Source organism: Nocardia higoensis, assembly GCF_015477835.1.
In the GTDB taxonomy this organism is placed as follows: domain Bacteria; phylum Actinomycetota; class Actinomycetes; order Mycobacteriales; family Mycobacteriaceae; genus Nocardia; species Nocardia higoensis_A.
In genome coordinates, this window is record NZ_JADLQN010000001.1 from 2,762,577 (window position 1) to 2,786,036 (window position 23,460).

Consider the following 23,460-nt stretch of genomic DNA (forward strand, 5'->3'; position numbering starts at 1 on the left):
CGGGCTCGCCGCCGCGCGGCTTCGGAGGCGGGCCCGGCGGGAGCGGCCATGAGTGCCGAGCGAGCCGGCGCGGCATCCCGGTGTGCGCGCCCCGGTCCGGCCCGGCGGGCGCGCGCGGCGGTCCGGGCGGCGCTGTGGTGGCTGGATTCGGTGGTCGGCGGCCAGGACTACCAGCGTTATGTCGCGCACCTGCGCCGCCGTCACCCGGACCGACCGGTGCCGACCGAACGCGAGTACTGGCGGGAGCGGCACGCCTACGCCGATAATCACCCGGCGGGCCGCTGCTGCTGATCCGTGACGATGTCCTTTTTCCGCTAGCACGGGGGTCGCGCGGCTGACATCGTGGAGGGCGTGACGATCACGGCACTGGATTTCGAGCGATGCTATCGGGCGGTCTCGACCCGCGACTCCCGATTCGACGGTCAGTTCTTCACCGCCGTCCGGACGACCGGAATCTATTGTCGCCCTTCATGTCCGGCCATCACCCCGAAACGGGTGAACGTGTCGTTCCTGCCGACCGCGGCGGCGGCGCAGCAGGCCGGTTACCGCGCGTGCCGCCGATGCCTGCCGGACGCGGTGCCCGGGTCGCCGCTGTGGAACACCCGGGCCGATCTCGCCGCCAGAGCCATGCGGCTGATCGGCGACGGTGTGATCGAACGCGGCGGCGTGCCCGCGCTGGCCGCGGCACTCGGCTACTCCCAGCGGCAACTGACGCGGGTGCTCACCACCGAACTCGGCGCGGGACCGCTCGCACTGGCCAGGGCACATCGCGCGCACACCGCGCGCCTGCTCGTGCAGACCACCGAGATGCCGATGTCGGACGTGGCGTTCGCGGCCGGATTCACCAGCATCCGCCAGTTCAACGACACCGTGCGCGAGGTCTTCGCCGTCAGCCCGACGGTCATGCGGTCCGAAGCCCGCCGCCGCGCCGGCTCCCCCGCTCTCGCCGCCGACGGCGTGCTCACGCTGCGCCTGCCCTACCGGGAACCGCTCGACCGCACCTGGCTGGAATGGTTCCTCGGCGCGCACGCGGCGCCGGGCGTGGAGCAGTGGTCGGGCGGGGTCTACACGCGCAATCTGCGCACCCCGCACGGGCACGCCACCGTGGCGCTGCGGATCCGGCCCGGGCATGTGCAGGCCGAGATCGCGCTGCGCGACATGCGTGATCTGGCGCCGACGGTGGCACGGGTCCGGCATCTGCTCGATCTGGACGCCGACCCGGTCGGTATCGACGAGGTGCTCGGCGACGAACTGCTCGGGAACGCGTTCAGCCCGGGCATCCGGGTGCCCGGTTGCGCCGACCCGGCGGAACTGCTGCTGCGCACCATGATCGGTCAGCAGATCTCGGTCTCCGCCGCCGCCACACACACCGGACGGCTGGTGCGCGAACTCGGTGAGAGCGTGACCGGCCCGGTGCCGCGCCTGTTCCCGACCGCCGGGGCCATCGCCGAACACGGTGCGCGGGTGCTGACCGGCCCGGCGCGGCGCATCGAGGCGATCGTGCGAGCGGCGGCGGCCGTCGCCGCCGGTGACCTGGCTCTGCACCCGGGCCGCCCCGCATCGGAATTACGCGCGGATCTGCTGGCGCTGGACGGCGTCGGCCCGTGGACAGCCGACTACGTCACCATGCGTCTGCTCGCCCACCCGGACACCCTGCTGAGCAGCGACCTGGTGGCCCGGCGCGGCGCCGAGCTGCTCGGCGTCGATCTCGGCGACACGGCCCGCTGGTCGCCCTGGCGTTCCTACCTGTCCATGCACCTGTGGAAAACCGCGCTGGCCGCGCGTGCTCTCGCCCGCCCGGCCGACTCCGGCGACGATCACCGCCGCGCCGGCTGACCACCATCCCTGGAAAGCGAGTCCCATGTCCCTCTCCGTTGCCGACTTCGCGACAACCGCGACCCCGATCGGCCCGTTCACCGCCCTCACCGACACCGACGGCGCGGTCCTGGCCTCCGGCTGGACCGCCGACGCCGACGATCTGCGCCTGCTGATCCACCCGTCCTTGCGTCCGGACGAGCTCCGGGAGCGCGACTCGCTCGGCGCGGTCACCCGGGCGGTAGTCGCCTACCACGACGGCGACACCACCGTGATCGACACGGTGCCGGTGCGTCAGTATTCCGGGGAATTCCTCACCCATGCCTGGGAGATCCTGCGCAAGGTTCCCGCGGGCGAGCCCGTCACCTACACCGCCTTCGCCGCCCTGGCCGGACGGCCGTCGGCGACCCGCGCCGCTGCCAACGCCTGCGCGCGCAATGCCGCCGCGTTGTTCGTGCCGTGCCATCGAGTGCTGCGCGTCGGCGGAGCGCTGGGCGGATTCCGCTGGGGGCTGGCGGCCAAGCGGTGGTTGCTCGACCACGAGAGCGAGCCGACACTTCGTGCGCGTGCGCACGGCGGCATTCCAGCCCCCGTTTCGGTGGGGTAGCGCCTACGGCTCGAACGGTTCGAAGCACTCCCGTCACCCGACGTGCGCGGGCGGGCGATGGTTCATGCTCCCGCGCGCTTTCCGAACGCGGATCACCCCGGACCGGTACGTCTGGCTCGTCGAACTACCGGCCCGGCTACGGCCGCGGGCGCACGCAACCGCCGTCCGTCCCTCGGTTCGTCGCCCCTTTCGCCCCCGCCTCCGCGGCACGCTCGGCGATGAGTTGCCTCGGACGACGAAGTTCCGCGGCGGCGAAACAGGCCGGCAGGCGGGCTGTCTCAGGCGACCGTAGCGTGCAGGGTCGACCCGTCGCGACCTCGGACGACGTGCAGGCGGCTGGGGATGCGCTGGCGCATCTCGTCGACGTGGCTGACGATGCCGACGACCCGGCCGCCCGCCCGGAGTTCGTCGAGGACCCCCATGACGGCGTCCAGGGTGTCGGAGTCGAGGCTGCCGAACCCTTCGTCGATGAACAGGGTGTCGAGCACGACTCCGCCGGCTTCGGCGGCGACGGTGTCGGCCAGGCCGAGCGCCAGCGCGAGGGAAGCCATGAAGGTCTCACCGCCGGAGAGGGTCTTGGCCGGGCGGATGGCGCCGGTGTAGTCGTCGCGGATGTCGAGGCCGAGGCCGCCGCGCCTGCCGCGCGGGCCCGCCTTGTCGGTGTGGACGAATTCGTAGCGCCCGCCCGACATCCGGCGCAGGCGGACCGATCCGGAGATCGCGACCTCTTCCAGCCGGGCGGCGAGCACATAGGAGCGCAGGGACATGCTGCGGTTGTTCTCGCCGCGACCGGCGACGACGTCGGCGAGGCGATCGAGTTCGTCGTGGGCGCGTCTGCGCGGAACCAGGCGCTCGGCCTCGCTCCACAGCTGGGCGCCCAGTTCCTCGAGCGAGTGCACACGGCGGCTCGCTTCGGCGCGGGCGGCGATCGCCGCGTTCGCGCGTTGCCGAGCTTCCTCGACCGCTCGCTGCACCGCCGCCAGGTCACCCGGTTCGGCTTCGGCGGCCGCTCGGATCTCGGGTTCGGCCAGAACGGCCTCGGCGGAGGCGCGCAGACGGTCGGCGGTCACGAGTTCGGACTCGATCTCGCTCTGGCGCTGCGGGGTCCGCGCGGCCGCTTTGACCACCTGGGCGTAGGCGCTCAGCCGAGCGACGGCATCGGCATCGTCGGGCAGCGGCGACTCCGGTGCGAAACCGGCCGCGGCGGCGCGGTTCTGGACGCGCTCGGCGACGAGGGCGACCTGTTCACACGCGCTGACGACCGCCGACCGCGCCCGGGCGAGCTCGGCGGCGGCGTCGACGAGGGCGTCCAGACGCGCGCGGCGATCCTGGAAGCTGCTGTCCGCGCCCGCGGCCTCGCGCAGGCGCGCATCGGCCTCGGCCAGACGACTCTCGGCAGCGCGGATGCGGGCGCCGATCTCGCCGCGGCGCACCTGCGCGGCGCGCAACCCGTCCTGCACGCTGGACTGCTCCTCGCGCAAGCGGGTGAGCGTCGCGTCCGCCGCGTCGAAGGTGCTCGCGGTGTCGGCGGTGTCCTCGTGACGTCCGATCGCCGAGCGCAGGTTCGCCGCCAGCTCGACGGGATCGGCGTCGCCGCCCCGGGCCAGCAGACCTTCGATCTCCCGCTCCAGCTCCGCGACGCGGACACCGATCAGATCGCGCCGCTGTTCGGCCACGCGTTCGGCTTCGGCCGCCGCTTCCTCGGCATCCACCGACACCGCGTCCACGGTGCTTTCCGCGGGCGCGGGATGGGCGGTCGAACCGCAGACCGCGCACGGCAGGCCGAGGACGAGCGCACCGGCGAGCTCGGCGGCCATCCCGGCCAGTCTGCGTTCTCGCAAGGTGAGCACCAGGTCGCGGGCGTCGTTGTGGGTGGCACGGGCGGACTCGAACTCGACGCGGGTCGCGTCCAGATCGATACGACGGCGCGCCAGGTCGGCGGCCGCGCTCGCCGCGGTGTGCAGGCGTTCGCATTCCGAGACCAGCGCGGGCAACGCGGCCTTGGCCGCGCTCGCTTCCCGCAGCTGGTGTTCGGCGGCGGTGATCGCCGCAGGCAGTTCGCGGTGGCGGTGGGTCAGCTCGTCCTCGCGGCGGGCCAGCTTCGCGTCCTCGGCGCGCAATTCGGCCAGTTCCCCGGACAATTCGGCAGCGGCGGTCGCGTCGACGCGCACGGCGTCGAGCGCGCCGGCCTGCGCGCTCCACGCCCGCACCGCGGCGTCCAGATCGGCGTCTTCTCGCAGGCGCGGCGAATCCGCCGGGACCGATCCACTCTCCGGTTCGCCGCCCCGACCGTCGGCACCGGATCCATCACTGCCTCCACTGTTCCCACCGCCACGAGCACCGGGCGACGCCGCCGAGGACAGTCCCGAGGAGGTCTCGGACAGCACCGTCGCCGGCAGGTCGAGCCGCAAGTCGGCGGCCTCGGGGACGGCGAGCGCCGCGGCCAGGCGGTCAGCGGATCGATGAGCCGCTTTCTCGAGCGTGCGCGCGGTCACCACCTTCTCGCGCGCTTCGTCGATGGCTTCGATGACCGGCTGCGCGCGGCGGGCGGTGTCGAGTTCGGCCTGCGCGGCCCGACGCTGCTCGGCGGTCGCGTCGTATCGGGCGAGTTGGTCGCGTGCCGCCGTCATCCGCCTGCGCGACTCGTCGAGGGCACGGACCTCGTCGGCCCGTTCGCGCAGCCGGGCGCATTCCTGTTCGAGCGCTGCGGCTTCCGCGGTCGCCGTGGCGAGATCGGCGCGGGCCTGCGACAGCAGTCGCTGCGACCAGTCCACCGAGTCCTCGACCGTCGCGGTCTCGGTGACGGTCAGGCCTGCCGCGCCCCTGATCTGAGCTATCAGCCGTTCGATGCCCTGCTCGGACTCGCCGAGCGCGGCGCGGGAGGCGCGACGGCGCTCGGCCAGCCACTGTTCGGCGAGGCCGAATCGGTGGGTGTCGAACAGCTTTTCCAGCAGTTTCTCGCGGTCTTCGTTCTCGGCGCGCAGGAAACGCGCGAAATCGCCCTGCGGCAGCAGGACCACCTGGAAGAACTGGTCGGCACTCATGCCGAGCAGGCGCACGACCTCCTCTCCGATGTCGGGAATGCGCGAAAGGTTCTCACCGCGACCGTCGAGCCATTCCAGCGTGGCCTTCGGCTGTTCTGTGCGCATGCCGGTGCCGCGCCGTTTGGGGCGCTCGAATTCCGGCGAGCGGGTCAGCCGCAGCCGTCGTCCGCCCAGCGTCGCCTCCAGCACGACCCGCGGCGGCGTGTCGGCGGGAGCGTGGTCGGAGTGCAGGCGTTTGCTCTCACCGCGCGCGCCGGGAACGCGACCGTAGAGGGCGAAGGCGATGGCGTCGAGCACGGTGGTCTTGCCCGCCCCGGTCTGCCCGTGCAGCAGGAACAGGCCGTCGGCGCCGAGGCTGTCGAAATCGACCGCCGTCGGGGCGGCGAACGGGCCGAACGCCGTCATCTCCAGCCGGTGCAGTCTCACGAGGCACGCCCGCGTACGACGATCCCGACACCACCGCAGGCGATGGACACCCCGGTTCCCTTCACGCCGTCAGTTCCCCTTCCAGATCGTCTCCGTCCGAACCGGCGCCCGCTCGACCGATGCCATCGAGCCCGGCGTCGCGCGGCACAGCACCGTCCGGCGCACCCCCGACGCGCCGGGCACCTCCGGACGCGGTCGCGTTCGGCCCATCGTCGCGGCGCTCGGCATCGGCGAGCACCGACGCCTGCTCCGGCTCGCCGACCGCGGCCGCCAGCGCCCGCTCCATCCAGCGCACCTCGGACGCCGACGGCTCGCCCCGCACGTCGGTCAGGAAACCGCGGGCCACCTCGCCGTCGTCGCGGCCGCGGACCCGCTCGCGATAGTGCAGCACCGCCTCCGCGTCGGGGCGATTCCATTCCACGTGCACCGCGTGCGGGAAGCGCGTCCGCAGCCTGCGCATGGCGTCCAGCGGCCGTGCCCGGTCGGTCAAGGTCGCCGACACGTAGTGGTCTCCGACGTCCTCGTAGGTGGGGTCGGACAGCAATTCCTCGACCGTGCCCGTCAGCCGGGACAGCCCGCGCACCGTGGGAAGGTCGCGCCGGCGGACCTCGGTGAGCCCGGATGCGTCCAGGTCCACGATCCAGACCGCTTTGCGGTGCGAGGACTCGCCGAACGAATACGGCAGCGGGGATCCCGAGTACCGCACCGACTCCGACAGGGTCTGCGGGGAGTGCAGGTGTCCGAGCGCCACATAGTCGACACCGTCGAAGGCCGACAGCGCGACGGTCTCCACTCCGCCCACCGAGATCGAGCGCTCCGAACCGGTCGCCGCGCCACCGACGACGAAGGCGTGCGCCAGCAGCAACGACCTGGTGCCCGGCCGGTTCGCCAGGTCGGCGCGGATGCGGTCCATCACCACGTCCACCACCTCGGCGTGCGAACGAGCGCGCGGCACCCCCAGCTCCGCGCGCACCACCTCCGGCTCGAGATAGGGGATGCCGTAGAACGCGACGTCACCGTGCTCGTCGGACAGGATCACCGGCTGATCGGCGTCGGCCACTCTGGTCCGCAGATACAACCCGCCCGCCGCGGCGAAGCTCGCGCCCGCACCGAGCCGGGCGGGGGAATCGTGGTTGCCGGAGGTCGCGACAATCTTCGCGCCCGCCGCGGCGACGGCCTCGAGGCCACGTGTGCAGACCATGATGGCGTCGGCGCTGGGAATGGAACGGTCGTAGATGTCGCCGGGGACGACCACCACATCCACCGATTCCTCGGCGACCAGCTCCGCGATCGCCGACAGCGCGCGCGCTTGATCGACCAGGAGGTCGACGCCGTGAAACGTCCGGCCCACATGCCAATCCGAAGTGTGCAGCACCCGCATGAGCGGACACGGTAGGCGCCCGCACCGACATGTGTGGATCACACCCCCCGCGCGGCAAATCGACGCCGCAAATAACACCCGGTTAGTGTCTTGGGGTGGCTGCTTCCCAACGTGTGCGATCCCGGGTGCCCGCGCTGCAACGATCGATCCTGCCGACGGTGCCTGGCGTACCCGCGTGGTCTGCTGTCCTCGTCGCGATCGGCTGCACGCTCCTGGGCTTCCTGCTCGACGCGAGCGGCGACAACACCGAGCTCACCGCAACGTTCTCCACGCTGTATGTCGTCGGTTGCGTCGCCGCCGCCCTCGCGGTGCGGATGCGCGGACTGTTCACCACCATGGTGCTGCCCCCGCTGTTGTTGTTCTTCGCGGTGCCGCTGGCCTACCGCCAGCTCAGCGGCGGCGGCAGCGGACTCAAGGACATCCTGCTCAATCTCGCGATCCCGCTGGTGAACCGGTTTCCGACGATGATGATCGCCACGGTGCTCGTCTGGGCCATCGGCGCGTACCGGACCGTCGCCTACCGCAAGGAGACCGGGCGCGGTACCGCCGACCGCGGTGCGGCGAGCCGTGCGGGCACGAAGCGCGGTGCCGCCAAACGCGGTGGCACGAAACACGGTGACGCCAAACGCGGGGACGCCGAACGCGGTGACGCCAAGCGCGGCCAGGCCGAGCGACCGGCCGGACGGAGCAGGGGCACGGACAAGCGGCCGTTGCGCGCCCAGGACGAGCCGGGAGGCAAGCCCGCGGGCCGGAGGAAGGTCAAGCCGCCCAGGTCGCAGAGCGTCGAGGACATGGTCACCGACAAGTACGAGGCGCCTCAGCTCGGGCGCAGGCCGTCGAAGGAGGTCGCCGACACCCCGCCTCGGGTGGGCGGCAGGCCGCCGCGCGAAGGACGGCCGACCGCACGCAGCACCGCGGCGAGGGCGACCGCGGCGCGCGCGGAACCCGAACCGACGCGCGGACGCACGCGCGGGGCCACCCCGCCGCACCCACAGGCCAATGTGCGCTATCGCGATCGTGACGCGGGGCGCCCGCGACGCAAACCGGAAAGCCTCTGACGAAGCACGCCGGGCGCTCCGCGGTGCGGGGTTTCAGCTACGCGCGGCGCGCAATTCCCGCGGCAGGGCGAACACCAGGGTCTCGTTGGCCGTGGTGACCGACTGCACGTCACCGAAGCCGTGCTCGGCGAGCATGTCGAGCACGCCGCGCACCAGGATCTCCGGGACCGAGGCACCCGAGGTGATGCCGACCGTGCGCACGCCGTCGAGCCAAGCCGGATCGACCTCGCGGGCGTAGTCGACCAGGTACGCGGCCCGCGCACCCGCGTTGAGCGCGACCTCGACCAGGCGCACCGAGTTCGAGGAATTGCGGGAACCGACCACGATCACCAGATCGCATTCCGGTGCCATCGCCTTCACCGCCACCTGGCGGTTCTGGGTGGCGTAGCAGATGTCGTCGCTGGGCGGATCCTGCAACAAAGGGAAACGCTCGCGCAGCCGCTGCACGGTCTCCATCGTCTCGTCGACGCTGAGCGTGGTCTGCGACAGCCAGATGACCTTGTTCTCGTCACGCACCCGCACCCGGTCCACCGCGTCGGGACCGTCGACGAGCTGCACGTGGTCGGGTGCCTCGCCCGCGGTGCCCTCGACCTCCTCGTGGCCCTCGTGGCCGATGAGCAGGATGTCGAAGTCGTCACGGGCGAAGCGCTTGGCTTCCTGGTGCACCTTGGTGACCAGCGGACAGGTCGCGTCGATGGTGTGCAGATTGCGGGTCGCGGCGGCTTCGTGCACCGCGGGCGAGACGCCGTGCGCGGAGAACACCAGCACCGAACCTTCGGGCACCTCGTCGGTCTCGTCGACGAAGATCACGCCGCGCTCGCGCAGTGTCTCCACCACGTGCCGGTTGTGCACGATCTCCTTGCGCACGTACAGGGGGGCGCCGTGCTTGTCGAGCGCCTTCTCCACCGTTTCCACCGCCCGGTCCACGCCGGCGCAGTAGCCGCGCGGCTCGGCCAGCAGGACGCGCTTGGCGCCCTCGGCGTCGATCGTCCCGGTACCCGCGGAGCGCGCGATACCGACGTTCAAGGGGATGGCCGAAGACATGTCCCACAGCTTACGTGGATGTTCTGTCTTTGCAGATCACACCCCATCGGGCAGGCTGGGAGCATGTTCCGACCACCGTTCCTGGCCCGGGTCGCAGCCGGCGCCGCCGTCTACGCCCTGGAAGAGACCCGTCGGCTACCCAGTGCCGCGATCAAGTTCCCGATCACGGCGATCAGCCAGATCCTGCAGACCGGCATGCATCTCCAGCAGTTCGTGACCAGCCTCGCCCTCAAGGGTGACGCCGTCTTCGACCGCCTCGTGCCCGCCACGGAGGAGCAGCCCGAATGGGCCACCTTCGACGAGGATCTGGATGCCGGGCAAAGCAACGGCAATGATTTCTCCGGCTGGGCGAGTCGCTTCGATCTGCACGCGGGCGAGGAGTCCTCGGCTGTCAACGGGCGTACCGGCTCCGGTGTGACCGCGGTCGCCACCGGGTTCGCCGAACTCGGGGCCGAGCCCGCGCCCACCGCGTCCGATACGGCGCCCGCCGACACGGGCGTGGAGGCCGAGCTCACCACCGAGACGGCCGCTGCCGAGCCCGAGGTGACCGAGCCCGAGGTGACCGAGCCCGAAGTGGCCCGCCGCTACAACTACGCCGACATGACGCTGGCGCAGTTGCGCGCCCGCCTGCGCATGCTCTCGCTCGACGAACTGACCACGCTGCTCGACTACGAACAGCGGACCCTCGCCCGGGCGCCCTTCGTGACCATGCTCACCAACCGGATCGCCACCGTCCAGGCCCAGTGAGGCCGCCCCGCACGCCACGCCGACGGCCGACCGGAGAGCTGACCGGTCGGCCGTCGCGCGTATACCTGAGGCCATGACACAGGACGGTTCGGCGAACGCGCCCGCCAACTCCGCCGAGCACCCGTGGCCCGTGCGCACGGTGTCGGTCAAGGTGATGCAGTGGATCGACCGGCTCGGCAGCATCTGGGTCGAGGGGCAGATCACCCAGATCAACCTGCGCCCCGGCGCCCGCACCGCGTTCCTCGTCCTGCGCGATCCCTCCGCCGACATGTCCCTGCAGCTCACCTGCGACTCGGATCTGATCCGGCGGGCGGCGGCGCCGCTGCGGGAAGGCAGTCGCGTCGTCGTGCACGGCAAGCTGGTGTTCTTCCCCGCTCGCGGCAGCATCTCGTTGCGGGTCGTGGAGATCCGTCAGGTCGGCGTCGGTGAACTGCTGGCCAGGATCGAACGGCTCAAGGCGCTGCTGGCCGCCGAGGGCTTGTTCGACGAACGGCTCAAGCGGCCGATCCCGTTCCTGCCCAGGATGATCGGCCTGATCACCGGCCGGGGCGGGGCCGCCGAACACGATGTGCTGACGGTGGCCGCGCAGCGCTGGCCCGCGGTGCGTTTCGAGGTCCGCAACACCGCGGTGCAGGGTCCGACCGCGGTGCCGCAGATCCTCTCGGCACTGAGCGAACTCGATCGCCACCCCGGGGTGGATGTGATCGTGCTGGCGCGTGGCGGCGGCAGTGTGGAGGATCTGCTGCCGTTCTCCGACGAGGCGCTGTGCCGGGCCATCGTCGCCGCGACCACCCCGATCGTCAGCGCGATCGGGCACGAGCCCGACAACCCGCTCTCGGACTACGTCGCCGACCTGCGCGCCGCGACGCCGACCGACGCCGCCAAGCGCGTGGTTCCCGACGCGGGCGCCGAGCTCGCGCTGGTGCGGGAGTTGCGCGCCCGCTCCGCCGCGGCGCTGCGCGGCTGGGTCGAGCGTGAGTCCAGGGCGCTGGCCCAGCTGCGCTCACGGCCGGTGCTCGCCGACCCGGTGCGTGAGATCGACCGGCGCGCGAGCGAGATCGAACGCGCCCGCGCCGACGCCCGCCGCTGCGTCGAGCATCTGCTCGCGGTCGAGTCCACGGCCACACGTCATCTGCGGGAGAAGCTCACGGCCGTGGGTCCGGCCTCCACATTGGCGCGTGGTTACGCTGTCGTGCAGCGGGTCCAAGGCCGCGAACGGCACGTCGTCCGCTCGATCGAGGACGCGCCCACGGGCAGCCAGCTGCGCATCCGGGTCGCCGACGGTGCGGTCACGGCGGCTGCACTGGGCACCACAGCACTGGGCACCACAGCACCGGGCACCACAGCGGTATCGGGCACGGCGGCATCGGGCTCGACCGCGACCACCGGCCGGAATCGTCCGGCCGACGACACAGGAGGGAACTGACCTTGGCCGACTCGGACAAGGACGAGCTGGCCGAGATCGCCGGCTTCGGCTACGAACGCGCGCGCGACGAGCTGGTGAACGTCGTGAAGATGCTCGAGCAGGGCGGCATGGATCTGGACGAATCGCTGGCGCTGTGGGAGCGCGGCGAAGCACTGGCCGATCGTTGCGAGGAACACCTGGCCGGGGCACGGCGTCGGGTCGAGGACGCGCTCGCGGGCACGGGCACCGACGAGTCCTGAGCGAGTCGCGATCGGGCGGCAGCGGTCACGGATTCGCGGACAGCTCGGCCGAGCTGCTGTTCGGGCACGGCGCCGCGGTCGAGTCGAGCTGGTGACGTGCGGTTCGCGTCGAGCTGGCCGGGTCAGCTCGCGAGCGGCTGGGCCGCGGTGACGGCCTGGGCGAGGGTCGTGAACGCGGAGGCGTTGCCCGCGCCGGTGATGAGCACCCTGACGTCGCCGAAATCGGCGATCCAGGCGGTCTCCTCGGTCGGCTCGGCGTAGACGACCCACTTCTGGCCGCTGATCTGCTCGACGCCGCCGGCGTAGCGAGAGCCGAGCACGAACCTCGACAGCGCCTGCTCGGTGGCGTTCGACTGCGTCATCCGCATGTAGGTGCCCGCCTCGGTGATGTAGCCGACCGTGCTCACCTGACCGCCGCCCGCACCCACGATGGTGTCGCGGGAGCCGGAGTTGGGGGTCCACGAATCGGGTACTTCCGGATCGCGAATCGGGAACGGCAGCGTCCGGGCGTCGGACTCCAGCGCGGTCGCGGCGTCGAACGTCGGAATCTGCCCCGGGGTCGGCCCCTGCGCCGCGAAGCTGCATTGGCTTGCCAGACCCGCGAAGACCACGACGATCAGCACCAACGGGAGCAGCGAAAACAGCAGGTCCTTGTAGTTGTGCAGGATGCGTGGCTTCTGGTACGACACGCCACCCAGTATCCACGCCGCCGGACACCGCGGGAGCGCGCACCCCGTCGCTCCACCGGGCGTGCACGAACCGGCCACCCTGCAATGAGACAATTGTCCGGTAACACACAACCCGAGGAGGCACCCCGCTATGACGGCATCTTCGCCCGCATCCCGCCGCCGCGAGGCTCCGGACCGCAACCTGGCGCTCGAGCTCGTCCGAGTCACGGAGGCGGGCGCAATGGCCGCCGGTCGCTGGGTCGGCCGTGGCGACAAGGAGGGTGGCGACGGCGCCGCCGTCGACGCGATGCGTCAGCTGGTGAGCTCGGTATCCATGAACGGCATCGTGGTGATCGGTGAGGGCGAGAAGGACGAAGCGCCCATGCTGTACAACGGCGAGTCCGTGGGTGACGGCACCGGTCCCGACGTGGACTTCGCGGTGGACCCGATCGACGGCACCACCTTGATGTCGAAGGGCTCGCCCGGCTCCATCTCGGTGCTCGCGGTCGCCGAACGCGGCGCGATGTTCGACCCCTCGGCGGTGTTCTACATGCACAAGATCGCCGTGGGACCCGAGGCCGCCGACGTGATCGACATCACGGCCCCGATCGGCGAGAACGTCCGCAAGGTCGCCAAGGCGAAGCATCTATCGGTCTCCGACGTGACCGTGTGCATCCTCGACCGGCCCCGGCACGCCGAGCTGATCCAGCAGGTCCGGGACGCGGGCGCGCGCATCCGGCTGATCTCCGACGGTGACGTGGCGGGCGCGATCGCCGCGGCCCGCCCGGAATCCGGCACCGACCTGCTCGTCGGCATCGGCGGCACTCCCGAGGGCATCATCGCCGCGGCCGCGCTGCGCTGCATGGGCGGCGCGCTGCAGGGCATGCTCGCTCCCAAGGACGACGACGAACGGCAGAAGGCCGTCGACGCCGGCCACGACCTCGACCGTGTGCTCCGCACCGAGGACCTGGTCTCCGGCGACAACGTCTTCTTCTGCGCGACCGGCGTCACCGACGGCGACCTGCTGCGCGGCGTGCGCTACTTCCCCGGCGGCGCGTCCACCCAGTCGATCGTGATGCGCTCGAAGTCCGGCACCGTTCGCATCATCGACGCCTACCACCGTCTGACCAAGCTGCGCGAGTACTCCTCGGTCGACTTCCACGGCGACGAGGACGCGGTGCCGCCGATGCCCTGATCAGGGGGTCGATCACCTGTTCTGCCCAGCGGCCGCGCCGGAGTGTTCCGGCGCGGCCGCTGTGTATCGCGGGGAGCCGTTGTGCCCGACCGGTTCCGGCGGTGTGTCCCGGCGCCGCGCGTGGCGTCCCCACGGACCCGCCGCGCGGCCTACTGTCGGAATCATGACCGAGGAGACGCAGTACCGCATCGAACACGACACCATGGGCGAGGTACGGGTCCCGGCGCAGGCGCTCTGGCGTGCGCAGACCCAGCGGGCCGTGGAGAACTTCCCGATCAGCGGCCGAGGTCTCGAGCGTGCGCAGATCCGCGCGCTCGGCCTGCTCAAAGCCGCCTGCGCGAAGGTGAACCGGGATCTCGGCCTGCTCGCGCCGGAGAAGGCCGAGGCCATCATCGCCGCGGCGGACGAGATCGCCGACGGCAAGCACGACGACCAGTTCCCGATCGACGTGTTCCAGACCGGTTCGGGCACCAGCTCGAACATGAACGCCAACGAGGTGATCGCCTCCCTCGCCGCCGCCAACGGCGTCGCGGTGCACCCCAACGACGACGTGAACATGTCGCAGTCCTCCAACGACACCTTCCCCACCGCCACTCATCTCGCGGCGACCGAGGGCGTGATCACCGAACTGGTCCCGGCGCTGGAGCATCTGCGGCTCGCGCTGCTGGACAAGTCGGTCCAGTGGCGCACCGTCGTCAAGTCGGGCCGCACCCATCTGATGGACGCGGTGCCGATCACCCTCGGCCAGGAGTTCGGCGGCTACACCCGCCAGATCGCGGCGGGCATCGAACGACTGATGGCGACCCTGCCCCGGCTCGGCGAACTGCCCATCGGCGGCACCGCGGTCGGCACCGGGCTCAACGCGCCCAACGGATTCGGCAGCAAGGTCGTCACCGAACTGGTGCGCTCGACCGGCATCGACGCGCTCAGCGAGGCCGCCGACCACTTCGAAGCGCAGGCCGCGCGCGACGGGCTCGTCGAGCTCTCCGGCGCGCTGCGCACCGTCGCGGTCAGCCTCACCAAGATCGCCAACGACATCCGCTGGATGGGCTCGGGCCCGCTCACCGGGCTGGCCGAGCTCCAGCTGCCCGATCTGCAGCCCGGCAGCTCGATCATGCCGGGCAAGGTCAATCCCGTGCTGCCCGAAGCGGTGACCCAGGTCGCCGCCCAGGTGATCGGCAACGACGCGACCGTGGCGTTCGCGGGTGCGAGCGGCGCGTTCGAACTCAACGTCTACATCCCGGTGATGGCGCGCAACGTGCTCGAGTCGATCCGGCTGCTGGCCAACGTCTCCCGGTTGTTCGCCGACAAGTGCGTGCACGGCCTGGTCGCCGATGTCGACCGGCTGCGCACGCTGGCGGAGTCCTCGCCGTCGATCGTGACGCCGCTGAACTCCGCGATCGGCTACGAAGAGGCGGCGGCCGTCGCCAAGGAAGCGTTGAAGGAGAAGAAGACGATCCGTCGGACGGTGATCGACCGCGGACTGATCGGTGACGAGCTCAGCGAGGCGGAGTTGGATCGGCGGCTGGACGTGCTGTCGATGACGAGGATCGACGAGATCGGGTAAGCACCGCGACGGGTGTCGGGCGGCGGTCCGTCGTGCGCGGGAGGGGTGTGCGCTCATCGCATCGGCCGCTCGAAGTTCTCCGACGTGGCGCGGGCCAGCACCCCGGCGAGGTGGCGAACCATGTCGCCAGGGGCCGCCGGGCGGATCATCAGCGCGCGATTGGCGAGGGTCTCGAGGTAGCGGCCCTCGAGAGTGTCGATCCAGCGCACGGCGGTGATCCGAGGTGACTGCGCGCCGAGGCCACGGAGGACGGTGACCGCGCCTCGGCTCTGGTGTGGCTGATTCCAGAAGCGGTGGTACTCCTCGGCATGCGCCCGGCGCGCGTCCGCTCGGAACGAATCGCGGCGTTCGACGGCGAGATCGTCGAGGAGGAAAGCGCGTTCGGCGGTGGTACCCGGTGCTCGGTCCGGGAGCAGGGCAACGAGTTCGGTCGTCAGTCGGGTCGCCGGGCAACGCCGTAACCGGACCGCGCCGGTCTCGGCGTCCTGCACCGCCACCACCGCGTCCTTCCCGCCCGTGACCCCGCCGACCGCACGGATCTCGGCACCGGCCCGCCGGTTGTCGTGACCGAACAGCTCGACGCGCCAGGGCGATTCGGACAGCGTGAGAATCGCTCGCCGGATCGGCTCGTTCTCCGGACGGTTCAGCACCTCGCGCACCTTCCGCTGATACGAGCGATACTCGCGGGTGCTCTCGAAACGACTGGTGAACCGCAAAGGGAAAGGCATGCGGTCGATCCCGGTGCCGAACCACGCCGCGGCGAATTGTTCACCGCTGGCGGTCCACAGGTACTTCTTCGACGGCGTGGTCATCGGTTCTCGTCGCCCTCCGCCGCGCCGGAGCCGAAGTCGGCGGCCGGGGTGGCCCGGCCGACCCCGTGGGGATTCTCCGCCGACGGTGCAGGCCGTGAGCCGATGGGTGCCGCCTGCCCGGGCGGGACCGGGATCGGGAAGTCGCCGGTCCGGCCCCCGCCGTCCCGCTCGTCGCGGAATCCGGTGACGTGAGAGCGATCGATCGGGGGCAAGCTGAGCGAACAGTCGCCGGTGTGGTCGGTGGCATCCGGCGATTCCGCGCCCCGGCGCACGAACGGCCGCTGGTCCGGTAGGCGAGGGGTCGCACCGGTGACCTCGGTCCCTGAACCAGCCGGGCGATCATCGGCACCGATCGCCGGCGGCACCGTCTTCGGCGGCTCCCCCAGCAACTCCTGCCCGTACCGCGGCGAGTACCGGTGTCCCATCGAACCGGGCGTGGTGTCGGTGACCTCGCTCCTGGCAAGACCGGCCGGGCGATCGTCGGCGCCGATCGCCGGTGGCACGGTCTTCGGCGGCTCCCCCGGCAACTCCCGTCCGTGACGCACCGACCACGGGTCCGGCACGCGGGCAGCAGCCTGCGGGTCGTCCGGACCCACCGGAAGGCCGTCTGCGCCGATCGCCGGTGGCACCGTCTTCTCCGGCTCGCCGAGCAGTTCACGTTCGTCGTGCCGCACCCGGGGGTGGATCGGCGCGCGACGCGCTGTCGGCGGAGGATCGTCGGCGCCCAAGGCCTGCGGCACCGTCTTCTCGCGCTCTCCCAGCAGTTCCCGTCCGCGCTCCGCGGTCCGCAGGTAGTCCGGCGAGCGGTGTTCGGTCTCGGGTTTCGCGCCGAGCCGCGCGGCGGCGGCGAGTACACCTGCCAAACCGGGCAAGCCCGTGACGGCTGCCCGGGGAATCGGGGCTACCGGCGACGCGGTCGACGCGCTCGGGGTCTGCGCGCTCGGGGTCTGCGCGGACGACCGGGGCACGGAGCTGCCGGGGCCGGGTGCCGGGCCCTCGGCACCCGGCGGTCCCGGAGCGTCCGGCGACGAGGTGGCGACGGCGGCGTTCGGCCGGTCACCGGTCGAGGGAGCGGGAGGCGGCGTCGGTGCGTAGGTGGGCGCTGCCGCCCCGGGTGCTGCCGGGGCGAGCGAGGGTAGCGCCGAGGCAGCAGGCGGGAACGCCGCCGGTGCGGGCACCGCCGATGCGACGGGCGGCGGCATCGCCGGTACAGCCGGAGGCGGTACTGCCGGTGCAGCGGGACTCGGCACCGCTGGTATGGCGGGACTCGGCACCGCCGGAGCGGCCGGAGTCGGCGACGCCGGGACGGGAGGAGTCGGTGTGGATGCGCCGATGCCGGGAGCGGCGGGGGCCGAGACCGCGGGCGCGTTGTATTGCGGTGTGCCGCTGCCCCACTGTGTCATCGGAGAAGCGGTGGGAGTGGGCAGCGGGGAGGCCGGGACAGAAGACACCGGTGCGGCGGAGCCGGGCGGAGGTGAGGTGGGCGTGACGAGCTGCCGCCCCGCAGGTTCGGCGGCATGCACGTTCGCGGCCGGGCCGGCGCCGGCCGCTGCCGTCTGCCCCGCACCGAGGGCCGACGATTCGTGCTCCGTCATGGTGCCCGGCAGATGATCGGCACGCCTGTCGAGGCCTGGACCGCCGTCGTACGCGGCGTCCAGGCCATCGACGGCACCGAGGCCGCTCGATCCGTCAGCGGAAGACCCGATCCCGCCGGTCGGGCTGCCACCCGGCGCACCGACGCCACCCGGGCTGCCGCCCGCCGAGTGGTCGCCGGGCACGTTCTCGGCGACAGCACCGTCGCTGTCTCCCGCACTCGGTTGCCCGGCACTTCCTTGCCCCGCGTACGGCCGACCGTCTCCGTTCTCCCCGTCCGCATCGGACGTGTCGGCACCCGGTGCCATGGCATCCCCGTGCACCGACGCGTCTTGCACGATCGCCACGCCCGGCGCGGGCTCGTGCTGCACCTGCCCGCCGATGTGGGGATCCCTGTCCATGGCGTAACCGAAGAGGCTGCTGTCCGCGAACCCGCTCTGCCCCGCATCCTGAGAACCGACCGGCATCCCGGCAGCCGGCCCGGCGCCGTCGGCCACCACCGGCTCCGGGGCGTCCCGCCCGGCAGCCGGCGTGGCGCCATCGGTGACTTCTGCCTCCGTCGTGCCCTGCTCCGGCAAGCCGGCACCGCCCTCGGCCGGGTCCCCGTCGGTGGGAACATCGACCGACTCCGCGCTGAACACGGCGGCGCCGAGCAGCTGTCGCGGATCACCCGTCCCTTCGCTCGCCCCTGGACCGGGACCGGCGAGCGCCCCCGCGACAGGCGGGGGAAAGCTCGGCAATGTCGGGGCGATCGCGGTGTAGGGCCGCAGGTACAGATTCGCCATGTCGTCGCGGGCCTGTTCCTCGGCGGCATTGCGAGCGCGTGCGGCATCCGATCCGGTCGCGGCCTCGACGGCAGGGGGAATGGCGGCACGGAATCGGGCGGCCGCGTCGGCGGCGGCCTGCAGAGGGCCGGTTTGGGCCGCCAGTGCGGCGGCGAGCGCGCCGAGGCCGGTGAGCAGCTCACGAACGCGGGGCTGCGCGGCATCGGCGGCGGCGCCTTCCCAGCCGAGTTCGACCGCTCTGGTCACCGCCGCCTCGAAGCGGTCGGCGGCGTCGGACACGACGGCGGCAATCTCGGTCCATGCGTCCACCGCGGCGGTGATGTCGCCGGGCGCCATCCGGCTCGCGGCCTGCTCGATCCGCGCGTGCGAGAAATTGTGCGGGTTCTCGGTGTCGGAGATGACCCGGCCGTCGGTTCCGTGGGTGTGCATCGCGCCCCCTCGCATCGATGTCGTCGATCGGGTTAGACGCGACCGGCCCGGGCACGGTTCCGTCGAATTCCGTTGCCCGAGGGGAACAGCCGGGAGAACCCGGGAACTGCTAGGAGTGCTCGGCCAGGTAGCGGATGTAGAAGGGGCGCAACTGGTCGGCGATCTCGCTCTCCCCGGCGTGCAGGTAGTCGTCGAGCAGCGGCAGCACGTACTTGATGTCGAGTTCGCTCTCGGAGAGATTGCCCGCGGCGGCCTCGGCGGCGGGGATGAGAGTCAGCAACTCCCACAGGTACTTCACGTCCACGTGGCGTACCGCTGTCTTCACCGCACGCTCGTGCAACTCCTTGGACGAGAGCTTGTCCAGCTCCTCGTACTTGCTCAACTCCGCGTCACCGGCCATGCCGCGACTCTATCGCCCACCCGGCGACGACGCCTCGAGTTCTTCCACACAGCCTTCGTGAGCTGCGAGTTAACCGGAACTTCACTTAGGAGCATTGCTGATCATCGAGCGCGGACCCGGCAACGCCCTGTAGCGTCGATGATGCGGATCGCGTTGGTGTGGTTCGTACGGGAGGTCCTGACTTTGACTGAGCTATTCAGTTCGAGGGGGCCGGCACCCGGCCCTCATGACCACGACTGACGTCGGGTCATCAGGACGGACCGGTCCAGCGAGATCGTTCGCACGGGTGCCGGGCGAACGCAAAAGGAGCCCACCGTGACTGCTGCACGCTCCGTTTCCGCCTCCTCGGCGACCTCCCATTCCACCGGTATCGGGGAAGACCTCGAAACAAGAACTGCCGGTTCGAGCGCGCCCGAGGAAGCCCGCGCACCGCATCACACGGCATCCAAGACCTTCGTCATCGACACGTCGGTCCTGCTCTCCGACCCCTGGGCCTTCACCCGGTTCGGCGAGCACGACGTCGTCCTGCCGCTGGTCGTCATCAGTGAGCTGGAAGGTAAACGGCACCATCACGAACTGGGCTGGTTCGCGCGGGAAGCCCTGCGCAACCTCGATGACCTGCGCGTGGCGCACGGCAGGCTCGACGAGCCCTTGCCGATCGGCGTCGAGGGCGGAACCCTGCAGGTGGAACTGAACCACACCGATCCCTCGGTGCTCCCGGTCGGCTTCCGCACCGAGACCAACGACTCCCGGATCCTGGCCTGCGCGTTGAACCTCGCGGCCGAGGGTCGCCGGGTCGTGCTGGTGTCCAAGGACATTCCGCTGCGCGTCAAGGCGAGCGCGGTCGGCCTGCGCGCCGACGGCTACCACGCGCAGGACGTGGTGACCTCCGGATGGACCGGCATGGTGGAACTCGACGTGGCCTCCACCCAGATCGATCAGCTCTACGCCGAATCGGTTCTGGACCTGGACCAGGCACGAGAATTGCCCTGCCACACCGGCATCCGGCTGCTCGGCAGCAGCTCGAGCGCCTTGGGCCGGGTGACCCCGGACAAGCGGGTGCAACTGGTGCGCGAACGCGAAGCGTTCGGTTTGCACGGACGTTCCGCCGAGCAGCGCATCGCGCTGGACCTGCTGCTCGACGAGAGCATCGGCATCGTCTCGCTGGGCGGCAAGGCGGGCACCGGCAAGTCGGCGCTGGCGCTGACCGCGGGCCTGGAAGCGGTGCTCGAGCGCCGTTCCCAGCGCAAGGTGGTGGTGTTCCGGCCGCTGTACGCGGTGGGCGGGCAGGAGCTGGGCTACCTTCCCGGCAGCGAGAGCGAGAAGATGGGCCCGTGGGCCCAGGCGGTGTTCGACACCCTCGACGGCCTGGCCTCGCCGGAGGTGATGGAGGAGGTGCTCAGCCGGGACATGCTGGAGGTTCTGCCGCTGACCCATATCCGCGGCCGGTCGTTGCACGACTCGTTCGTGATCGTCGACGAGGCGCAGTCGCTGGAACGCAACGTGCTGCTCACGGTGCTGAGTCGGCTCGGTTCGGGGTCGCGGGTGGTGCTCACCCATGACGTGGCCCAGCGCGACAACCTGCGGGTCGGCAGGCACGACGGCGTCGCGGCGGTCATCGAGAAGCTGAAGGGGCACCCGCTTTTCGCGCACGTCACGCTCACCCGCAGCGAGCGCTCGCCGATCGCGGCGCTGGTCACCGAGATGCTCGAGGAGTACGGCCCGACGTCCTGAGCCGCACTCGTCGATATCACGGCCGGGGGCCGTGCGGCGCCGCTTCCCGCGGCGGCGCACGGCCCCCGGCGAGATGGTCGCAGGCAGGTGACCACACAGTGCGCGGCCGACCACGAGTCGCCGACAGGTCCCGGCCGCGCCTGTGCGATCGAGGCGTCCCCCGTCCGGGCGCGATTCTCGCCCGACTCCCCCATCTCGGGCGCACAACGGCTAGGTTGTCCTCGTGCAAACACTGTTGACCGATCGCGAGCTGCTGGAGTCACTCGCCGACGAGGCGGAACTGAATCTGCGTCGTCATGTCGCCGTCGCCGACGGGTGGCAGCCCCACGATCTCGTCCCCTGGGACGACGGACGCAACTTCGCCTTCCTCGGCGGGACCGACTGGGAGCCCGGCCAGGCCCAGCTCAGCGAGGTCGCCGTGGTCGCGCTGACCGTGAGCGTGCTGATCGCCGACAACCTGCCCTCCTACCACCGCGAGCTGGGCAAGTACCTGCGCACCGGTCCGTGGTGGCGCTGGGTGGGCCGGTGGACGGCCGAGGAGAACCGGCACGAAATCCTCATCCGCAACTACCTGATGGTCACCCGCTCGGTCGATCCGGTCGAGCTGGAGCGGGCCCGGATGGACCACATGACCCTCGGCTTCCGCCGCGAGCCGCTGCATCTGCTCGACGTGCTGGCCGCCAACGCTTTCGAAGAGTCCGCGTCGGCGCTGCGGCACCGCAATACCGCCGCGCTGAACGAGAACCCGCTGGTCACCGCGATCGCCGAGCGCATCGCCGCCGACGACGCGCTGCAGTCGGAGTTCTTCGCCGCGATGGTCGCCGCCGCGTTCGAATTGGCGCCGGACCAGACCATGCGCGCGGTCGCCGATCGGGTGGCCGGGTTCTCGGTGCCGAAGGTCGAACTGCCCGACGGTCGTACCAGCGACGTGATGTTGGCCGAGGCGGGCATCTACGACCCGGCCGTCGAGGGCGAGCAGATCTTCGCTCCGCTGCTGCGCCGGTGGAATGTCTTCGGTCGCAGCGATCTCGGGGTCGAGGGTGAGGCGGCCCGCGCCGAACTCGAGCACCTGCGCGCGTTCGCTTCCTGACATACGAGAAGGCCGGACCCGGTTTCGCACCGGCTCCGGCCTTTCTCGTCGTCGGGGGCTACCGCCTCGGCGGCAACTCAGCCCAGCAGGCGCCAGTCCTCGAGGCCCTGGTAGAGCGGAACGCTCTGGGCCAGCTTCGCGACCCGGCCGCGCAGGGTCGCCACATCCGAGCCGCCCGCCAGCGCGGTGGCGATGATGTCGGCCACCTCGGTGAACTCGGTGTCGCCGAAACCGCGGGTGGACAGCGCCGCCGTGCCGATGCGCAGGCCGGAGGTCACCATCGGCGGGCGCGGATCGAACGGGACCGCGTTGCGGTTGACGGTGATGCCGATCTCGTGCAGCAGATCCTCGCCCTGCTGACCGTCGAGTTCGGAGTTGCGCAGGTCGACGAGCACCAGGTGCACGTCGGTGCCACCGGTGAGCACGCTGATGCCCTTGGCCGCGACATCGTCGCCGGTCAGGCGCTCGGCGAGGATCTTGGCGCCGGAGAGGGTGCGTGCCTGGCGGTCACGGAACTCCGCGGTGCCCGCGATCTTGAAGGCTACGGCCTTGGCGGCGACGGCATGCATGAGCGGACCGCCCTGCTGGCCGGGGAAGACCGCGCTGTTGATCTTCTTGGCGAATTCCTGCTTGGCCAGGATCAGGCCGGAGCGAGGGCCACCGAGGGTCTTGTGCACCGTCGAGGAGACGACGTCGGCGTAGGGCACCGGCGAGGGGTGCAGACCGGCGGCGACCAGGCCGGCGAAATGCGCCATGTCCACCCACAGGTAGGCGCCGACCTCGTCGGCGATCTCGCGGAAGGCGGCGAAGTCCTGGTGGCGCGGGTAGGCCGACCAGCCGGCCACGATCACCTTCGGCCTGGCCTCGAGGGCGATGGTGCGCACCTCGTCCATGTCGACGCGGTGGTCTTCCTTGCTCACCCCGTAGGAGTGCACCTCGTAGAGCTTGCCGGAGAAGTTCAGCCGCATGCCGTGGGTCAGGTGACCGCCGTGCGCGAGGTCGAGGCCGAGCATCTTCTCGCCGGGGTTCAGCAGTGACATCAGCACCGCGGCGTTGGCCTGCGCGCCGGAATGCGGCTGCACATTGGCGAATTCCGCGCCGAACAGTTCCTTGGCGCGCTCGCGGGCGAGATTCTCCACCACATCGACGTCTTCGCAGCCGCCGTAGTAGCGCCTGCCCGGGTAGCCTTCGGCGTACTTGTTGGTCAGCACACTGCCCTGGGCCTGCAGCACCGCGCGCGGCACGAAGTTCTCCGAGGCGATCATCTCGAGGGTGTCGCGCTCGCGGGCGAGTTCGCCTGCCATCGCGGCCGCGAGCTCGGGATCGAGCTCACCGAGAGACTGGGTATTGACAGAGGCGGTCGTCTGCGTCACCGGTTCAGTCTATGGGGACCTCGGCGG

At 71.2% G+C, this 23,460-nt stretch carries 19 protein-coding genes; 11 read left to right on the forward strand and 8 right to left on the reverse strand.

The window, feature by feature from the left end; all coding sequences use genetic code 11:
- Positions 1 to 48 precede the first annotated feature (48 nt).
- The 3 genes from IU449_RS12525 to IU449_RS12535 are packed head-to-tail and all read left to right on the forward strand — an operon-like array spanning position 49 to position 2,422.
- Positions 49 to 291: a YbdD/YjiX family protein gene (locus IU449_RS12525; protein WP_195001953.1), complete on the forward strand. Its 243-nt coding sequence runs from the start codon at positions 49 to 51 to the stop codon at positions 289 to 291.
- Between the two features lie 51 nt (positions 292 to 342).
- Positions 343 to 1,836 carry an AlkA N-terminal domain-containing protein gene (locus IU449_RS12530; protein ID WP_195001954.1) on the forward strand — a complete coding sequence of 498 codons (1,494 nt, stop codon included), beginning with the start codon at positions 343 to 345 and terminating at the stop codon, positions 1,834 to 1,836.
- A gap of 25 nt (positions 1,837 to 1,861) precedes the next feature.
- The gene (locus IU449_RS12535; RefSeq protein ID WP_195001955.1) at positions 1,862 to 2,422 is read left to right on the forward strand and encodes a methylated-DNA--[protein]-cysteine S-methyltransferase; all 561 of its coding nucleotides are present in this window, start codon (positions 1,862 to 1,864) and stop codon (positions 2,420 to 2,422) included.
- Positions 2,423 to 2,700: 278 nt separating this feature from the next.
- Here the strand turns inward: IU449_RS12535 and IU449_RS12540 are convergent, their stop codons facing one another.
- Positions 2,701 to 5,892, reverse strand: coding sequence for an AAA family ATPase (locus tag IU449_RS12540; protein WP_195001956.1), 3,192 nt, complete (start codon positions 5,890 to 5,892; stop codon positions 2,701 to 2,703).
- A 61-nt stretch (positions 5,893 to 5,953) separates the two neighbouring features.
- Positions 5,954 to 7,273 carry an exonuclease SbcCD subunit D gene (locus IU449_RS12545; protein ID WP_195001957.1) on the reverse strand — a complete coding sequence of 440 codons (1,320 nt, stop codon included), beginning with the start codon at positions 7,271 to 7,273 and terminating at the stop codon, positions 5,954 to 5,956.
- A gap of 95 nt (positions 7,274 to 7,368) precedes the next feature.
- Between IU449_RS12545 and IU449_RS12550 the strand changes: the two genes are divergently transcribed.
- Complete coding sequence (locus IU449_RS12550; protein ID WP_195001958.1) at positions 7,369 to 8,331, forward strand: DUF6542 domain-containing protein; 963 nt, start codon at positions 7,369 to 7,371, stop codon at positions 8,329 to 8,331.
- Between the two features lie 33 nt (positions 8,332 to 8,364).
- Here the strand turns inward: IU449_RS12550 and IU449_RS12555 are convergent, their stop codons facing one another.
- Positions 8,365 to 9,375: a 4-hydroxy-3-methylbut-2-enyl diphosphate reductase gene (locus tag IU449_RS12555; RefSeq protein ID WP_195001959.1), complete on the reverse strand. Its 1,011-nt coding sequence runs from the start codon at positions 9,373 to 9,375 to the stop codon at positions 8,365 to 8,367.
- A 63-nt stretch (positions 9,376 to 9,438) separates the two neighbouring features.
- On the opposite strand from IU449_RS12555, the gene IU449_RS12560 reads away from it, so the two are divergent.
- From IU449_RS12560 to IU449_RS12570, 3 genes are all read left to right on the forward strand, one after another.
- The gene (locus tag IU449_RS12560; RefSeq protein ID WP_195001960.1) at positions 9,439 to 10,122 is read left to right on the forward strand and encodes a lipid droplet-associated protein; all 684 of its coding nucleotides are present in this window, start codon (positions 9,439 to 9,441) and stop codon (positions 10,120 to 10,122) included.
- Positions 10,123 to 10,195: 73 nt separating this feature from the next.
- Positions 10,196 to 11,548, forward strand: a complete 1,353-nt coding sequence (gene xseA, locus IU449_RS12565) for an exodeoxyribonuclease VII large subunit (RefSeq protein WP_228803946.1) — start codon at positions 10,196 to 10,198, stop codon at positions 11,546 to 11,548.
- 2 nt (positions 11,549 to 11,550) lie between these two features.
- Positions 11,551 to 11,787 (forward strand): exodeoxyribonuclease VII small subunit, encoded by a 237-nt coding sequence (locus IU449_RS12570; protein ID WP_195001961.1) that lies wholly within the window; start codon positions 11,551 to 11,553, stop codon positions 11,785 to 11,787.
- 122 nt (positions 11,788 to 11,909) lie between these two features.
- Here IU449_RS12570 and IU449_RS12575 read toward each other — a convergent pair whose 3' ends face one another.
- Positions 11,910 to 12,476 (reverse strand): DUF4245 domain-containing protein, encoded by a 567-nt coding sequence (locus tag IU449_RS12575; protein WP_195001962.1) that lies wholly within the window; start codon positions 12,474 to 12,476, stop codon positions 11,910 to 11,912.
- Positions 12,477 to 12,606: 130 nt separating this feature from the next.
- On the opposite strand from IU449_RS12575, the gene glpX reads away from it, so the two are divergent.
- Both glpX and IU449_RS12585 read left to right on the forward strand, forming a co-directional pair.
- Entirely contained in the window at positions 12,607 to 13,650 is a 1,044-nt protein-coding gene (gene glpX, locus IU449_RS12580) for a class II fructose-bisphosphatase (protein ID WP_195001963.1), read from the forward strand.
- A 163-nt stretch (positions 13,651 to 13,813) separates the two neighbouring features.
- Positions 13,814 to 15,217 (forward strand): class II fumarate hydratase, encoded by a 1,404-nt coding sequence (locus IU449_RS12585; RefSeq protein WP_195001964.1) that lies wholly within the window; start codon positions 13,814 to 13,816, stop codon positions 15,215 to 15,217.
- A 53-nt stretch (positions 15,218 to 15,270) separates the two neighbouring features.
- Here IU449_RS12585 and IU449_RS12590 read toward each other — a convergent pair whose 3' ends face one another.
- From IU449_RS12590 to IU449_RS12600, 3 genes are all read right to left on the reverse strand, one after another.
- Positions 15,271 to 16,029 carry an ESX secretion-associated protein EspG gene (locus IU449_RS12590; RefSeq protein ID WP_195001965.1) on the reverse strand — a complete coding sequence of 253 codons (759 nt, stop codon included), beginning with the start codon at positions 16,027 to 16,029 and terminating at the stop codon, positions 15,271 to 15,273.
- Positions 16,026 to 18,836: a hypothetical protein gene (locus tag IU449_RS12595; protein ID WP_195001966.1), complete on the reverse strand. Its 2,811-nt coding sequence runs from the start codon at positions 18,834 to 18,836 to the stop codon at positions 16,026 to 16,028. Before IU449_RS12595 ends, IU449_RS12590 begins: the two co-directional genes overlap by 4 nt.
- A 109-nt stretch (positions 18,837 to 18,945) precedes the next feature.
- Positions 18,946 to 19,236: a hypothetical protein gene (locus IU449_RS12600; protein ID WP_195001967.1), complete on the reverse strand. Its 291-nt coding sequence runs from the start codon at positions 19,234 to 19,236 to the stop codon at positions 18,946 to 18,948.
- A gap of 315 nt (positions 19,237 to 19,551) precedes the next feature.
- Here IU449_RS12600 and IU449_RS12605 point away from each other — a divergent pair, with 315 nt between their 5' ends.
- Both IU449_RS12605 and IU449_RS12610 read left to right on the forward strand, forming a co-directional pair.
- Positions 19,552 to 20,970: a PhoH family protein gene (locus IU449_RS12605; protein WP_195001968.1), complete on the forward strand. Its 1,419-nt coding sequence runs from the start codon at positions 19,552 to 19,554 to the stop codon at positions 20,968 to 20,970.
- A gap of 223 nt (positions 20,971 to 21,193) precedes the next feature.
- Positions 21,194 to 22,060 carry an acyl-ACP desaturase gene (locus tag IU449_RS12610; protein ID WP_195001969.1) on the forward strand — a complete coding sequence of 289 codons (867 nt, stop codon included), beginning with the start codon at positions 21,194 to 21,196 and terminating at the stop codon, positions 22,058 to 22,060.
- 77 nt (positions 22,061 to 22,137) lie between these two features.
- Here the strand turns inward: IU449_RS12610 and glyA are convergent, their stop codons facing one another.
- Entirely contained in the window at positions 22,138 to 23,433 is a 1,296-nt protein-coding gene (gene glyA / locus IU449_RS12615) for a serine hydroxymethyltransferase (RefSeq protein ID WP_195001970.1), read from the reverse strand.
- Positions 23,434 to 23,460: the final 27 nt, after the last annotated feature.

Bases quoted from the DNA above. Each gene is read 5' to 3' on its own strand.
- IU449_RS12525 (WP_195001953.1), top strand. From the start codon at position 49: ATGAGTGCCGAGCGAGCCGGCGCGGCATCCCGGTGTGCGCGCCCCGGT.
- IU449_RS12535 (WP_195001955.1), top strand. From the start codon at position 1,862: ATGTCCCTCTCCGTTGCCGACTTCGCGACAACCGCGACCCCGATCGGC.
- IU449_RS12545 (WP_195001957.1), bottom strand. From the start codon at position 7,273: ATGCGGGTGCTGCACACTTCGGATTGGCATGTGGGCCGGACGTTTCAC.
- IU449_RS12555 (WP_195001959.1), bottom strand. From the start codon at position 9,375: ATGTCTTCGGCCATCCCCTTGAACGTCGGTATCGCGCGCTCCGCGGGT.
- IU449_RS12560 (WP_195001960.1), top strand. From the start codon at position 9,439: ATGTTCCGACCACCGTTCCTGGCCCGGGTCGCAGCCGGCGCCGCCGTC.
- xseA (WP_228803946.1), top strand. From the start codon at position 10,196: ATGACACAGGACGGTTCGGCGAACGCGCCCGCCAACTCCGCCGAGCAC.
- glpX (WP_195001963.1), top strand. From the start codon at position 12,607: ATGACGGCATCTTCGCCCGCATCCCGCCGCCGCGAGGCTCCGGACCGC.
- IU449_RS12585 (WP_195001964.1), top strand. From the start codon at position 13,814: ATGACCGAGGAGACGCAGTACCGCATCGAACACGACACCATGGGCGAG.
- IU449_RS12590 (WP_195001965.1), bottom strand. From the start codon at position 16,029: ATGACCACGCCGTCGAAGAAGTACCTGTGGACCGCCAGCGGTGAACAA.
- IU449_RS12595 (WP_195001966.1), bottom strand. From the start codon at position 18,836: ATGCACACCCACGGAACCGACGGCCGGGTCATCTCCGACACCGAGAAC.
- IU449_RS12600 (WP_195001967.1), bottom strand. From the start codon at position 19,236: ATGGCCGGTGACGCGGAGTTGAGCAAGTACGAGGAGCTGGACAAGCTC.